Raw genomic sequence first — 14,731 nt, 5'->3', positions numbered from 1 at the left:
AAGAGGGCGGTTACACCAAAAGGAGATTCTATGAAACACTACGAGACGATGTTTATCATCAAACCTACTCTAGTCGAAGAAGAGATCAAAGCAAAAATTGATTTTTTCAAAGACATTATTATCAAAAATGGCGGTGTTATTGAAACTTGCCTAGATATGGGTATGAGAAATCTTGCCTATGAAATCAAAAAAAATAAGCGTGGCTATTATTTTGTAATCTATTTCAAAGCCCCTACAAACCTTATTGCAGAGCTTGAAAGAAATTACAGAATCAATGAAGATGTATTGCGATTTATTGTTATCAAATACGAAAACAAAAAAGAGCAAAAAGCGTGGCAAACACTTGTAGATAGAGCTAACAACAAACCAGAACCAAAAAAACAAAGAGCTGAATCTACTCCCAAAGATTCACAAGAAGCACCACAAGAGGCTTAAGGAACATTTGGGATTGCATTAGGCTATAGGCAAAGGGGATAAAGATGTATAACAAAGTCATTATTGTGGGAAATCTCACACGCGATGTAGATTTGCGTTATTTGCCTAGTGGTAGTGCGGTAGCCACACTTGGACTTGCCTCCAATAGACGCTATAACAAGCAAGATGGAAGCAAGGGCGAGGAAGTGTGCTTTGTAGATGTGAAGTTGTTTGGTAGAAGTGCAGAAGTTGCAAATCAATACCTTAAGCGTGGATCAAAAGTCCTTATTGAAGGACGATTAGCTTTTGAAAGCTGGACAGACCAAAGTGGGCAAAAGCGATCCAAGCATAGTGTGATTGCCGAGAGTATGCAAATGCTTGATTCACGCACACAAAACACAGAAGATTCTGGATATAATCCTAACTATGTGGATAATGCCTACCCTCAAGCACCACAAAGCCAACACACAGGATATAGCCAACCACAACAAGCATATAATAATGCCCAACACAATAATGCGTATCCACAAAATATCCCAGAAATCAACATAGATGATGAAGAAATACCATTCTAAAGGAGAACTTATGGAAAAGAAAAAATACTCAAAACGATACTGCCGCTACACAGAAGCTAAGTTGGAGTTTATCGATTACAAAGATATCGAGATGCTTAAACACTCACTTTCAGAACGCTACAAAATTATGCCTCGTCGCCTCACTGGCAACACAAAAAAATGGCAAGAACGCGTGGAAGTAGCAATCAAACGCGCACGACATATGGCACTTATCCCATATATCATTGATCGCAAAAAGGTTGTTGAAAACCCTTTTAAAATCTAAGCTTAGATTCTTTGGGAGTTTTTCCCAAAGAATCTACACCACTTGCACTCTCCACTTTTTATCACAAAGAAATTTCTCTAAGGCGTTGATCCTCTAGCATAAATACCTTATCACACATCTGCGCTATCTGTCTATCATGTGTCGCAATAATGAGGGCAGCGTTTTGTTTCTCCACATACTCAAAAATACATTCCATAACCTTATATGCCGTGCGTGAATCTAGATTTCCTGTAGGTTCATCGGCAAAAATAATCTTTGGTTTCTTGCTAAGCACACGCGCGATAGAAAGCCGTTGCTGCTGTCCACCGCTTAGCTCTCCAATATGTTGCTTTAGTGTATGTGCGATCTCAAAACGCTCCAAAAGCTCCATATCCATAGGCTGATTACTCACAATACTTGCAAGCTCAAGATTCTCTGCGACATTAAACCCACGAAAAAGATAATGGGCTTGAAAAATGATACCTAACTCATAACGGCGAATGTGCAATAATTCTTGATCGTTTAGTGTGTAGATATTTTGAAATTGCAAAATATCTACCTCGCCATTTGTAGGCGGAAGCATAGTGCAGAGATTGTTTAAAATCGTGCTTTTTCCACTCCCACTCACGCCTACAATCGCAATTTTTTCTCGCTCATTTACCACAAGATCTAATCCTTCATAAATCAAAGAATCAAAACTATGGCACAGATTTTTAGCGCGCAATACTATCATCTTACTCCTCCCGACTAAGTTGTGCATTTTTTTCACACAACATAATCCACGCAAACACGCGTGAAACTGCCAAGTATAACTTAGGATCAATTTCTGAATCTAAAGGCATATCTAAAAGTGAATCCACCAAAACTTCATTACAAAATAATGGCACATCATATTCCTTTGCTTTGGCAATGATACGCATTGCCACCTCACCCCTACCACTTGCTACAACCTTTGGAGCATTATGCAGATTCGCATTATAGGCAAGTGCAGCCGCTTTTGAAAATGTCTTTGCCATTGTTAAAATGCAAGTTGGATACGATCCACATCTGCCCACGATGTGCGAGAATGCCCACTATTACCGCGCATATCAAGATGTTTAAGAACTGCTAAGGTATTACGCACAAACATATCTGTTTCTAGATTCACGCGTTGGGCAAGTGTATAGGTTTTAAAAAGCGTATTTTGTAGCGTATGAGGGATAATCGTAAGCCAAAAGCCATTTTGTGCGACATCTACAACCGTTAAACTCACGCCATCGACACTAATAGAACCTTTTGGCAAAATAGCACACAAACTCTGTGCGGAAGTCGTGATAAAAAAATTACTTTGGGTAGGAAGATGTGTGATATACTCAATCACACCTATGGCATCAATATGTCCTTGCACGATATGCCCATCAAGTCGAGAATCTGCGCGCAATGCTGGTTCAATATGCACAGGAGCGTTAGAAGCAAACTTTTCTAATGCAATAAGGCTTTTTGTCGTATCGCTAAGTTCAGCAACAAATCCTCTAGGGCTAGATTCTATAGCAGTGAGACACACACCATTTACCGCTATAGAGTCCCCTATACGTGGTTGGTAGGCACAAAGCACCTCAAGTCTATTTCCAACCAAAGAAGAGATCTTGCCAATCTCCCGAATAAGCCCACTAAACATAGCAATCCTTGCTTAAATTTATTATGTTACAATTAGCTAAAATTTTATCATATTTTCTCTAAAAGGTGTTTATACGATGATGATTGATACGCATTGTCATTTAGATTCACAAGCATATGATGCGGATTTGGATCGTGTGATTGCTGATGCGCTACATGCAGGGATTAAACAAATTATTATACCTGGTGCGTTTGGTGGTGATCTTCCCAAAGCTAGAGAGATCGCACATCGCTACCAACATATTTATTTTGCTGCTGGGATTCACCCATGCGAACTTGATAGCTTTAGTGAGGATTTGTTGCGAGAGTTTGTGCGTGATGAAAAATGCGTGGCTATTGGAGAGTGTGGGTTAGATTATTTTCGGCTACCTGAAAGTGGGGTTGAATCCTACAAAAACCACCAAAAAGAACTTTTTGTCGCACAAATTGAACTTGCACTAGAATACAAAAAACCACTTATTGTGCATGTGCGTGAAGCCTCAAATGACGCATTTGAAATCCTCAAGGCTTATCCTGAACTTAGAGGTGTCTTACACTGCTTTAATGCCGATAGAATCTTATTAGGGTTACAAAACTTTTATTATGGCATTGGCGGAGTTTGCACCTTTAAAAATGCGCGACGACTTGTTGAGGTGCTTCCGCTTGTGCCAAAAGATCGTCTCTTGCTTGAAACAGATGCGCCTTATCTCACGCCTCATCCACATAGAGGAGAGCGCAACGAGCCAAAATACATTCCTATTATTGCAGAAAAAATTGCCGAGATTCTCTCACTAAGTCACACAGAGATTCAAACTCTTAGCACACAAAATGCCTATGCGCTCTTTACGCAGATTCCGCCTATTTTGGAGGAAGCTATATGAGATTTTTACTTTTTGGTGTAGTGTTTTGTATCCATATGTGGGCGGTGGAGTATTATTCTTTTGTTGATAGCGATGAGCATACGCCAAAGATTTTGCAATCTTTTGGACTTGGTTATGATTTTTTACCCGAACAAACTGATCAACGCAATGCCATAGAATCTAGCGCGCAATATTTCCTGAAGCGCTTTGATAATAGCTATGTGTTTATTCCTATTATACGCAATATGATAGCCCAAGAAGGCTTACCACAAGAATTTTTATTTTTGGCAATGGTTGAATCTGAATTTATCATCAATGCCAAAAGCTCCAAAAAAGCCTCCGGTATTTGGCAATTTATGCCTGCAACTGCCAAAGGCTTAGGACTAGAAATCAATGAATACATCGATGAAAGACAAGACCCTATAAAAAGCACACAAGCAGCAATTACATATTTAAAACAACTCTACAATCTCACTGGAGAATGGTATCTGGCTATGATGGCGTATAATTGTGGCTATACGCGCTTGCAAAAAGCAATAGAAGATGCTGGGGGTGATAGCTCCTTGCAAACTCTCTTAGATGAAGAAAAAAAATATCTCCCACCTGAAACACGAAACTATATCCGAAAAATTGTGGCGATGAGTCTTGTATTTAATGATGCGGATTTTCTCAAAAACAACAATTCTGAATACCTCCTCAATCGCGGTGCGACTGATACACTTGCAATTTTGAAGCTAAAAAGCGGTGTGCCATTGGGTCTTATCGCCTCAAGTGCAGGAATGTCACTAAATGAATTACGAAGCTATAATGCACATTTTAAATACGCATTTTTACCCCCCGGATCAAGCACAAAAGAATACAATGTATATTTGCCCTATGAGAAACTCGCACGATTTAAGCAGCATTTTGATACAAACTATAAGCCAAATTCTGCTTTTATGTTACATAAAGTCCAAAAAGGTGATACGCTAAGCTCTATTGCACGCCAATACAAAACAAGCATTAATGAATTAAAACGCATCAATGGTCTCAAAAATTCACATTTATCTATTAATCAAAAAATCGTAATTCCAATCCCCAAAAAGTCCTAAAGAGTAGCGTAGCATGAAAAAACTTAGTATCCTAATCCCCATACTAGCACACATACTTGTGGGTGCAGAAAAGCTCGAAGTCAATGCAAAAACCTTTCAAAGCGATGATAAAACTAATCTTATTGAGCTTAATACTGATGTCTTTATCAAAAAGGCAAATGATAAACTTTGGGCACAAAAAGTCATCATCAAAACCGACAAAAAACGCAAACCTTTGGAATATACCGCAACTGGCGATGTAAAATTTTATGTAGAAACCCAAGATGGCAGAAAAATAAATGGTAGCGCACAAAAGGTAGTCTATGACACGATAGCTGATGAATATCGCCTCTATGATAATGCCAAAATCCAAGAACAAGATAGTCCAAATACCATTACTGGAGAGTTTATGACTCTTAATAACAAAAAGGGGCAAGCATATTCCCAAGGCGCAAAAGACAAGCCTACCACGCTTATATTCTTGCTTGATGAAGAGGAAGACACAAAAGATTCTCAAAGCACCTCAAACAAAAAACAAAAGAAACAATAAAAGAGTATATATGCTTATTGCCAAAAACGCGCGTTTTCTCACAAGCGCACAACACATTGCACAAGCTCCAAGCCCACAAAGTAGTGAAATCGTTTTTTTAGGACGCAGCAATGTAGGAAAATCAAGCCTCCTTAATATACTACTAGGCAAAAAATTAGCCAAAAGCTCTGCCACACCTGGCAAAACACAACTTATCAATTTTTTTGGAGTGGAATTTGTCAATGATGATGAGATACTTCCGCTTGTGTTTGTGGATCTTCCTGGGTTTGGATATGCCAAAGTGAGCAAAGAAATAAAGGCAAAATGGGAGAAAAACTTGCTAGAGTTTTTGCAAAAACGCAGTGCGATCAAGCTTTTTATACATTTGCGTGATGCTCGTCATCCAAATCTAGCACAAGATGATGAGGTATTGCAATTCTTAACAAATCTCAAGCGCGGTGATCAAGAGATTATCACAATTTTTACTAAAGCCGATAAGCTTACCCAAAGCGAAATTGCTAAATTAAAAAACTCCCGTGCTATCCTTAGTAGCACACTCCAAAATCCAAAACTAAAGATTCCCACAACAGAGGAATTGCGCACAATCATACTGCAAAAGGTTTTGGGTCACAATCAATAACACACTAACTTTTTTAACCTATATACTTTCAGGCTTACTTGTATATATAAAATATTTATGAGTTATATTTGTGCATTTGTGTGAATCTCTTTAAAAGTCTCAAACACATCACCTACGCGCACATCATTATAGTTTTCAAGCATAATTCCGCACTCATAGCCCTTGCTCACTTCTTTTACATCATCTTTGAATCTCTTGAGTGAAGCAATTTGACCTGTATGCACCACCACGCCATCGCGTATAAGACGCACTTTGATTCCGCGAGTAATGGTGCCATCTACTACCATACAACCAGCAACAACACCAATCTTTGGTATAGTAAATGTCTCTCGAACTTGTGCTTGTCCTGTATTTTCCTCTTGTATAACTGGACTCATCAAACCTGATACAAGTCCTTTGAGCTCATCAAGTAATGCATAAATTACCGAGTATGTCTTAATCTCAACATTTAATTCTTTTGCCTTTGCCTTCACATTGCCTGTAGGGCGCACATTAAAACCAAGTATGAAGCTATTTTCACTAGCACTTGCTAGGGAGACATCACCATCGGTAATCCCTCCAACACTCGCACTTACGATATTAATACGCACCTCATCATTGCTAAGCCCCTCTAAACTTGCTTTAATAGCTTCAAGACTACCTTGAGTATCAGCTTTCACAATCACAGGCAACACCGCCAAATTCCCTTGTGCCACCATATCGCCTAATTCCTCAAAAGTAACTTTTGTCGTTTTGCTAAGCTCTTTTTGTCGTAAATACGAAGCGCGTTTTTGGGCATATTCTCGTGCTTGCGCCTCGCTATCTAACGCAACAAGAGTGCTTCCAGCTTCTGGCACTTCAGATAAGCCAACAATCTGTGCAACACTTGAAGGTGTAAGAGATTTTACCGGCTTACCCATATCATCATTCATTGCGCGTATGCGTCCAAATGCAGTCCCTGCTACCACAGAATCTCCCACCTGCAATGTCCCACTCTGCACGATGATAGTCGCCACAGGTCCTCTGCCCTTCTCCAAACTACCCTCTAACACAACAGCCTTTGCCTTGCCTTCCTTTGCAGCCTTTAGCTCTAAAAGTTGGGCTTGTATGAGGATTGTTTCTAACAGCGTATCTACACCCATACCAGTTTTAGCAGATATAGGGATAAACTCATACTCTCCACCCCATTCATTTGGCGTGAATCCAAGTTCAGCACATTCAGCCTTGAGTTTATCAGGATTGACATTTTCTTTATCCATTTTATTCATCGCGATAATAATCTGCACACCTGCTGCCTTAGCGTGATTTAGTGCTTCAATGGTTTGGGGCTTGACACCATCATCTGCAGCTATTACAATAATAGCAATATCTGTAACTTGTGCGCCACGACTACGCATACTACTAAATGCCTCGTGTCCGGGTGTATCAATAAAACTAATTGTCTTATTATCTTTTTGCACCATATATGCGCCGATATGCTGTGTGATACCACCGGCTTCCTTGTGTGCCACTCGCGAATTACGAATATAATCAAGCAAAGAAGTTTTTCCGTGATCGACATGTCCCATGATAGTTACTACAGGCGGACGCTCCGCAAGAGATTGTGTATTTTCTTCATATACGACTTCAAAGCTACTTTTTTGATCCAAAATTGAGACTTGAATTTTAAATTCCTCTGCCAAAATTTCAATAGAATCCTTATCCAAAAAGTCATTTTTTGTCGCCATAACACCTAAGTCAAAAAGTGCTTTTATCACATCTTTAAGCTCTCTACCAGAAAGCTCGGCAAACTCATATACACGCACTTCTTCAGGAATAGTAATCACACTTTTTAGCTCTTTTGGTGGTTCTTTTTGTTGGTATTTTTTGTTTTTCTTGCCACCACGACGGATAGAACCCTCATTCATCCAAGGACTTTTTTTATGCACCTGCACGCGATCAGTAATCGCTTGTTTTATGCGATTTTCCTCTTCCTCATCACGCATTTCGCGCTCATTAAGGTCAAAAAGCACGATTTCATCTTGCTCATCATCATAATCACGATTAAAAGTAATCTCTCTATCCTCTAAAATGTCAATCTTGTGTTCATCGCTATGCTTATTGGTGGGGCGAGATTTTGTTGCTTTTTTGGGTTTTTTGTTGTAGCCCTCATCTTGAGTTTGCGCAAGAAGTTCCTTGTAGCTCACAGATTGTGTGGCTTTAGGTTGTGCTTGTGGAGTTGGCTTTGCTTGATCATTTTTGCGGACAATACGCAATCCTCTTTTTTCTGGTTCTTTATTTTGCACATCATCTTGCACAGGCTGTGAGGGAGAATCTACTTCTATCTTGGGCTGTGTTTGCACAGAATCTACAAGAGGAGTCTTTGGTTCTGCTTTGGGTGTGTCTATAGAATCTTGCTTTTGTGTCTTTTCCTCTTTTGGAGTCTTGGTGCTTTGTGTCTTTGGTTTTGTAGCTGTCTTTTTTGTCGAGGTTTTTTCTTTGGCTTGAGCCTTTGGTTTTGGTGGGTTTGGATTCTTACCTGTAGATAAAAAATTATACAACGCACCTGCTTCCTCTTCTGTTATACTTGAGGAAGTTGTCTTGACTTTTAAGCCCATTTCTAGGGCTTTTTCAAAGACTTCTTTTGTTGTTTTTGCACATTCTTCAGCTACTTGAGCCAATCTCACTTTTGCCATATCTACTATACTCCTTTAGATTCTGTAATTTGCTGTATATTATAACGCTTCATAACACCACGCAATGCCTTTGGATCTTGATAGCATTGTGCACAAATATAAAAACTCCTACCAACACCACTAAATACACATAAAGTATTTTGCGTAACTTGGAATCTTTGAAGTGTGTGTTGCAAAAATCTGCCCCTACACGCCACGCACATTCTTGTTTGTTTAGGATTTCTCACATTATACCAACATTCTAGTTAAAATTCTCTAACACCCATATTATCAAACCCCAACTCAAGAATGCGACATTGTGGGAATTTTTTTGCCAACACACTTGCAAGTTTTTTGCTATCATCTCTATAGCATATATTTAAAAATGACGATCCGCTACCACTTAGTGTGCTTAGTAGCGCGCCATGCTCTAGCGCGGTTTTTTGCAAGGCAAAAAGCATAGGCAGGGCTTTCATACGCGTATTTTGGTGAATCCTATCCCTACTTGCCAAACGCAATTTTTCCCAATCCCTTTGAAAAAATGCCGCACTAAGAAGTGAAGAATGCGAGAGATTAAACACACAATCCTTTAGGCTATAGTATTTTGGCAATGCCTTGCGAGAGTGCTTGGTAGACATAGTGCGTGTAGGTATGGCTACCACAGCACACACACTATCAGGAATGTCTGTATGCATATGCACAACATTTTGGGATTGAATCTTGTTGCCATAATGTTCCAAAATCGCGACATTAAAACCACCAAAAACTGCTGGAGTAATATTATCTGGATGATTTTCATACTCTATAGCCAAATTTAAGATTTTTTGTTTATCAATGGCTTCTCCAACATATGTGAGTGCAGCATAAATCGCACTTACAATCACAGCCGAACTCGACCCCAAACCACGCGATACTGGTATGGCATTTTCAAACAAAAATTTACAATGCGCCCCTCTATCATAGCGTTCTAGAATCTGTGAAAAAATTTTCACAAACACATTATCAACTTTCAACTTCACATAATGCTCACCCTCACCCACAATTTGGATACTTGTAATGTGTGCAGGGGTAATTTGAATCTTGTTATATAAGCCTAATGCCAACCCCAAAGAATCAAAGCCTGGACCAAGATTTGCGCTTGTAGCAGGGACAATAATCTTCATTGTTACTCCATTTATACCACTGGTAAAATATACAAAGGCGTGTTGTCACACGAAAAATCCTTAGAATACAAAACCTTTGGCAATCTAAATTCTACCGCCTCACATTGTGTCTCTAGCAAAATCTCATCATCACGCAAGACAAAATACTTATTTGCAAAAGCGTGAATAGGATTTGCATTATTAAACGCAAAACTTGAGGTGCTATAAAGCCTATAACCCTTAGTAAGAGCGAGGGTATGCAAATAAATATGCGTGGCTTTAAGCGCACTAAAGCGTCCGGGACCACGCGCATAATACATATGTTCTATCTCCACCCCTTTAGCAAAAAGTGTGCTAAAGAGTTCATTGAGGGCGTGTGTCGTATGACCATAGAATCTATATGTTTCTTGCAACTCCATACCTTCGGATTCTGGATTGCTAGATGATATGTTTTTTGTGTAGATTCCCGCTAAAAGTGGCTCATTGACACTAACAATCACCAAAGAATATCTCTGCATACACATACTCTTAATTAGAATCTTGGGGTATATTCTCAGGCTGCACATCATCAGATTGCAAATCCTTAGGTTGTGAATCTGCCTGTGTGGATTCTTGTGTGGATTCAAGTGAATCTATAAATTCTTGCGGAGCCTTTGGGGTTTGTGGTAATGGTGGAAGATTTGTGGCTTGTTCGCCTTGTGGTTGGCGCATTTTTTGTGTGATATTTGCAGCTTTTTGGGCGTCCATTTTAGCGAGAATCTTACTCACATCTTTAGAATCCATACTTGATAAAATTTCTACAACTTCTTGTTCGGGCATTTGCTCAAAAATCGCTGCGGATTTGCCCTCTTTCATCTGTTGGTAACTTTGTGTGACTTTATCATCACTACCCTTTTTCATCTTGCGCAAAATTTCTTCATTCTTGGCTATAAGATCTTGAATATATTCTTCACGCGCCTTCATATCAAGCTCGGCTTGTTCTTGGGATTTTTGAAACTCTGCTTTTGCCTGTTCTTTTGCTTTTTGAAATTCCAGAATCTTTTCATTAATGCTAGATTCTTGCTCACTAAGTTTGCGGCTTTTTTCTTCCAAAAGCACCTGTGTAGCATTTTGAAAAACTTGGAGTGCTTGCTGACGCTCATCTATGGCTTGAAGCTCTTGGCGAATCTCATCTTTGCGCTGATCAAATATGATATTACAATCAAGTAATTGTGTTTGGGTTTGTTTGCTCTCATTGGCTGTCATTCCAACACTACAAAACACCATTAGCAACAAAACAACTCGCTTCACGCTCCATTACCTCCTGCGATGAAGTAAGACAGAAATTTCATCAAACTCTTTGTCCCCTAAAGTCTTAAGAAGTTTAAGTCTTGATTCTTGCTCTTTGGTATCAAGGTATTTGATTTTTTCATATTCGATAGAAATATGTTTGTATTCTTCACGCAAAGCTTTTGCTTGAGCCTTTAATTGAGAAAGCTCACTATGAAGCCCATCGATATGCGTCAAAAGCCTATCTCTTGTATCTGCAAGAGCGATATAAGCGCCAAAATCCCCACTTTTTGGGAAATGCACCTCACCCACATCGCGCATAAATGCGTCAATTTCGGCTTGTTTTTGTGTAATAAGGAGATTGTGTTGCATCATTTTACGCTCATGACTTTGTAGTGCCTTATAGCGTATATCAAGGATAGCACTAAATTTTGTTTTCACAATCTCTCCTTAACGCACGATCACATCTTCACGCTCTGGACTTGTAGATATAAGGGATATTTTCACGCCAATATATTGCTCCAAAAAATCGATATAGACTTTTGCATTCTTTGGAAGCTTAGATTCATCTCGTATATTAGCCACACTCTCCCAACCTGCAAACTCTGTATAAATTGGCTTGACATTTTCATAATCGGTAGGAATATATGTAATGGTTTCACCTTTGTATTCATAGGCGGTGCAAACTTTGATTGTCTCTAATCCATCAAGCACGTCCATTTTCATAATGCCTAACTTTGTGCAACCATTTAGCCTACAAGCATATTTCACCGCCACCGCATCAAACCAACCACATCGGCGTGATCGACCCGTAGTAGTGCCAAATTCTGCACCTTTTTGACGCATATACTCGCCCTCATTACCAAAGTCTTCCGTAGGAAACACACCATTACCTACTCGTGTGCAATATGCCTTAGCAACCCCAATCACTTCTTTGAGATCTCTAGGGGCTAAGCCTGTGCCACTGCACGCACCAGAAGCCGTAGTGCTAGAGCTTGTCACAAATGGATATGTGCCATGATCAATATCAAGCATACTGCCCTGTGCCCCTTCACACAAAATCTTTTTGCCTTCCTCTTGGGCTTTCCATAAAAGCTGTGTGGTATCACATACAAATGGCAATAACACCTTAGCGCTAGATTCTAATGCACTCATTACAGAATCTACACTAGGCAATGTAAATGCGTATTTTTCCTGCAAAATCTGCATATCATTGATAGCGTTGGCAACTTTTTGCTCCAAAGTCCCAAATGAGCGTAAATCCACCATACGAATCCCATTGCGCGCAACTTTATCTGTATATGCTGGTCCTATGCCTTTGCCTGTTGTGCCAATCGCCTTATCTTTTTTGCTAAGCTCTTTTGCTTTATCAAGCATACTATGATAAGGCAAAATAATATGCGCCTTATCACTAATAAAAAGTCGTCCTTGCAGATTCGTAAATGGCTCTAACTCACGCAAAAGCGCACTAGGATCTATGACAACACCATTTCCGATGACATTTTTGCAATGCGGATACAAAATCCCTGATGGAATAAGATGGAGGGCAATCTTTTGTCCATTGACTACGATAGTATGACCTGCATTATGTCCCCCTTGATAACGCACGACATAATCATATGTTTTTGCGAGGGCATCAACAATCTTGCCCTTGCCTTCATCGCCCCATTGAATCCCAACAACCAAATCTGCCATTTTGTAGCTCCCCTCTAGTTTGATGACTGCTTCAGCAAAATATCCACAATACTATCAGTATAGATAGCAAACCCGCACGATGGGGTTTGTGAAATTGTGTATTTACCGCCGATAACAAGAATCGTATTCCCACTTATCATACGATAAAACAAATCATCATAATAATGTCCTGGCGCATAAAAAAGTGGTGAAAAAATACTCTCTTCATATTCACAAAAACTTGCACACTCTAGCATTGCCTCTAATTCTTTGGTTAAAAAATTTGGCATATTTTTGATACAGCGCTCCAAATCCTGTTTGGTATTGACTTCAATAAGTTCTTTTAAAAAATATTCTTTGCTTGCGATACGTTCCACATCGGGATTATTAAACTCTTGTATATCAATATTAAGGTGCTGGGCGCACAAAAGCGGAATCTTTTGGTTACAAATTTGCAACAAAGGTCGCAATCCTAATGCATTCATAATCATAGTCGATAGCCCCATAACAGGCGTAAGTGAAATGTTATCAAGAAACTCCGCACCAATTTGGTGAAGCTCTGTAGTAGGATACCCATATACTGGCTGAATATAAAACCATTTCTTGTGGCTTGTGCTACGCGCAATTCTTTTGGTAATAATGCGCATTACATCAATCGTGCTATCATAGCGTAAGACTATCTGGTGATTATCTTCTCCGCTAAAATAAATCATATCGCGATTAGAAAAATCCCCTTGATGATTGAGAAAACTAAAAATAGGTGTGGCAATCTCTTTGTAATCATTTTCATAGAGAATCTTTGTGGCTTTAGATTCTATATCACGCTTTAAGCGTGCGGATTTGCCAAAATATAATTTGCTCCCTTGTGGTAATTCGTGGTCTAAAATCAATCCTCATCCTTTAGCTAAAAGTTGCGATTATAACACACGCACACTTTAAACATCAATTAACAATTTACCTTAACTCCCTACAATGCCAAATTTAATTCACATTATCAAAAGGAAACATATGGCAAAAAAAGTAGCACTTCTCATGAGTGGCGGTGTAGATAGCTCATATTGCGCGTATCTGCTCAAATCTCAAGGTTATGAAGTCATAGGAATATATCTCAAACTCCACGACAAAGAGGCGAAACACGAGGTTTTTATTGGTAACTGCCAAAAAGTTAGTAAAGAATTGGATATAGAATTTCATGTTTTACAAGCCCAATCAGAATTCAAAGCAATCGTGTATGATGAGTTTGTGAATGCCTACAAGCGTGGCGAAACCCCAAATCCATGCACACTTTGCAATCCACTTATTAAATTTGGTCTAGCCCTCCAAGAAGCAAAAAAATTGGGTTGTGAATATATAGCTACAGGACACTATGCCAAAATCACGCAATACAATGGTATCAATCGTATAGCTAAAGCGCGCGATACAAGCAAAGATCAAAGCTATTTTCTTTATGCGTTGCCACAAGAGGCACTAGATTGCATTATTTTCCCGCTAGGCGATAGCTTGAAGGTTGAAATTAAACCTACAGCATTGCAGATTCTGCCATTTTTGGGGACACTAGAAACATATAAAGATTCTCAAGAAATCTGCTTTGTGGAAACGGATTATATTGATGTGCTTAAAAAACACGAGCAAGTAGAACAAACAGGTATAGTGCGTAATGCACAAGGCGAGGTAGTGGGAGAACATAATGGCTATATGCAATACACCATTGGCAAACGCAAAGGCTTTAAGGTCTTTGGTGCGCACACACCACATTATGTTATGGGTATTAATCCAGAAAAAAATGAACTTATTGTCGGTAGCAAAGAAGAATTACAAACAAACATAGTGTATGCAACAAATAAATCGCTTACTATACCACTTACTAAAGAATTATATGAAGTTAAGATACGCTATCGATCCGCGCCAATCAAGGCACACATTAGCATAGAAAATAACATTATCACTGCCAAATTACAAGAGAGTGCTTATGGGGTAGCAAAAGGGCAAGCACTTGTAGTGTATGATGGTGATGTTGTGCTTGGTGGAGGTGTCATTATATAATTA

At 39.3% G+C, this 14,731-nt stretch carries 19 protein-coding genes; 8 read left to right on the top strand and 11 right to left on the bottom strand.

All coding sequences use genetic code 11. The features are described 5' to 3' along the window. The first annotated feature begins 30 nt into the window (after positions 1-30). Genes rpsF through rpsR form a run of 3 tightly spaced genes read left to right on the top strand, consistent with a single transcriptional unit; the run spans position 31 to position 1,254 of the window. On the top strand, positions 31-435 hold the full coding sequence (gene rpsF, locus B9T66_RS02560) for a 30S ribosomal protein S6 (RefSeq protein WP_095627433.1): 405 nt from the start codon (positions 31-33) through the stop codon (positions 433-435). Positions 436-479: 44 nt separating this feature from the next. Beyond that, complete coding sequence (locus tag B9T66_RS02555) at positions 480-989, top strand: single-stranded DNA-binding protein (protein ID WP_095627432.1); 510 nt, start codon at positions 480-482, stop codon at positions 987-989. Positions 990-999: 10 nt separating this feature from the next. After that, a complete protein-coding gene (gene rpsR, locus B9T66_RS02550; RefSeq protein ID WP_095627431.1) occupies positions 1,000-1,254 on the top strand; it encodes a 30S ribosomal protein S18 in 255 nt (84 codons plus the stop codon). Positions 1,255-1,315: 61 nt separating this feature from the next. Here rpsR and B9T66_RS02545 read toward each other — a convergent pair whose 3' ends face one another. The 3 genes from B9T66_RS02545 to ribE are packed head-to-tail and all read right to left on the bottom strand — an operon-like array spanning position 1,316 to position 2,890. After that, the gene (locus B9T66_RS02545; protein ID WP_095627430.1) at positions 1,316-1,966 is read right to left on the bottom strand and encodes an ABC transporter ATP-binding protein; all 651 of its coding nucleotides are present in this window, start codon (positions 1,964-1,966) and stop codon (positions 1,316-1,318) included. A gap of 1 nt (position 1,967) precedes the next feature. Then, the gene (locus B9T66_RS02540) at positions 1,968-2,249 is read right to left on the bottom strand and encodes an EscU/YscU/HrcU family type III secretion system export apparatus switch protein (RefSeq protein WP_095627429.1); all 282 of its coding nucleotides are present in this window, start codon (positions 2,247-2,249) and stop codon (positions 1,968-1,970) included. 2 nt (positions 2,250-2,251) lie between these two features. Continuing rightward, on the bottom strand, positions 2,252-2,890 hold the full coding sequence (gene ribE, locus B9T66_RS02535; RefSeq protein WP_095627428.1) for a riboflavin synthase: 639 nt from the start codon (positions 2,888-2,890) through the stop codon (positions 2,252-2,254). A gap of 76 nt (positions 2,891-2,966) precedes the next feature. On the opposite strand from ribE, the gene B9T66_RS02530 reads away from it, so the two are divergent. The 4 genes from B9T66_RS02530 to yihA are packed head-to-tail and all read left to right on the top strand — an operon-like array spanning position 2,967 to position 5,967. Beyond that, positions 2,967-3,749: a TatD family hydrolase gene (locus B9T66_RS02530; protein ID WP_180763316.1), complete on the top strand. Its 783-nt coding sequence runs from the start codon at positions 2,967-2,969 to the stop codon at positions 3,747-3,749. After that, on the top strand, positions 3,746-4,819 hold the full coding sequence (locus B9T66_RS02525) for a lytic transglycosylase domain-containing protein (RefSeq protein WP_095627427.1): 1,074 nt from the start codon (positions 3,746-3,748) through the stop codon (positions 4,817-4,819). Before B9T66_RS02530 ends, B9T66_RS02525 begins: the two co-directional genes overlap by 4 nt. Positions 4,820-4,832: 13 nt before the next feature. Further along, positions 4,833-5,348, top strand: coding sequence for a lipopolysaccharide transport periplasmic protein LptA (gene lptA / locus B9T66_RS02520; RefSeq protein ID WP_095627426.1), 516 nt, complete (start codon positions 4,833-4,835; stop codon positions 5,346-5,348). A 10-nt stretch (positions 5,349-5,358) separates the two neighbouring features. Then, positions 5,359-5,967: a ribosome biogenesis GTP-binding protein YihA/YsxC gene (gene yihA / locus B9T66_RS02515; protein WP_095627425.1), complete on the top strand. Its 609-nt coding sequence runs from the start codon at positions 5,359-5,361 to the stop codon at positions 5,965-5,967. A 62-nt stretch (positions 5,968-6,029) separates the two neighbouring features. On the opposite strand, the gene infB is transcribed toward yihA, so the two are convergent. The 8 genes from infB to B9T66_RS02480 form a co-directional block, all read right to left on the bottom strand. Further along, entirely contained in the window at positions 6,030-8,621 is a 2,592-nt protein-coding gene (gene infB / locus B9T66_RS02510; protein WP_095627424.1) for a translation initiation factor IF-2, read from the bottom strand. Positions 8,622-8,626: 5 nt separating this feature from the next. Next, the gene (locus B9T66_RS08750; protein WP_219350211.1) at positions 8,627-8,797 is read right to left on the bottom strand and encodes a hypothetical protein; all 171 of its coding nucleotides are present in this window, start codon (positions 8,795-8,797) and stop codon (positions 8,627-8,629) included. A 69-nt stretch (positions 8,798-8,866) separates the two neighbouring features. Further along, positions 8,867-9,763: a homoserine kinase gene (gene thrB / locus B9T66_RS02505; protein WP_095627423.1), complete on the bottom strand. Its 897-nt coding sequence runs from the start codon at positions 9,761-9,763 to the stop codon at positions 8,867-8,869. Between the two features lie 11 nt (positions 9,764-9,774). After that, entirely contained in the window at positions 9,775-10,260 is a 486-nt protein-coding gene (locus tag B9T66_RS02500; RefSeq protein ID WP_095627422.1) for a hypothetical protein, read from the bottom strand. Between the two features lie 10 nt (positions 10,261-10,270). After that, positions 10,271-11,032: a MotE family protein gene (locus B9T66_RS02495; RefSeq protein WP_143429084.1), complete on the bottom strand. Its 762-nt coding sequence runs from the start codon at positions 11,030-11,032 to the stop codon at positions 10,271-10,273. 6 nt (positions 11,033-11,038) lie between these two features. Then, a complete protein-coding gene (locus B9T66_RS02490) occupies positions 11,039-11,452 on the bottom strand; it encodes a flagellar export protein FliJ (RefSeq protein ID WP_095627420.1) in 414 nt (137 codons plus the stop codon). Positions 11,453-11,461: 9 nt separating this feature from the next. Further along, on the bottom strand, positions 11,462-12,706 hold the full coding sequence (locus tag B9T66_RS02485) for an adenylosuccinate synthase (RefSeq protein ID WP_095627419.1): 1,245 nt from the start codon (positions 12,704-12,706) through the stop codon (positions 11,462-11,464). A gap of 14 nt (positions 12,707-12,720) precedes the next feature. Then, positions 12,721-13,575, bottom strand: coding sequence for an ATP phosphoribosyltransferase regulatory subunit (locus tag B9T66_RS02480; RefSeq protein WP_095627418.1), 855 nt, complete (start codon positions 13,573-13,575; stop codon positions 12,721-12,723). Between the two features lie 118 nt (positions 13,576-13,693). On the opposite strand from B9T66_RS02480, the gene mnmA reads away from it, so the two are divergent. Next, positions 13,694-14,728 carry a tRNA 2-thiouridine(34) synthase MnmA gene (gene mnmA, locus B9T66_RS02475; protein ID WP_095627417.1) on the top strand — a complete coding sequence of 345 codons (1,035 nt, stop codon included), beginning with the start codon at positions 13,694-13,696 and terminating at the stop codon, positions 14,726-14,728. Positions 14,729-14,731 lie beyond the last annotated feature (3 nt).

This window comes from Helicobacter sp. TUL (assembly GCF_002287135.1).
Lineage (GTDB): Bacteria > Campylobacterota > Campylobacteria > Campylobacterales > Helicobacteraceae > Helicobacter_F.
This window is presented reverse-complemented; position numbering and strand designations above follow the sequence as displayed.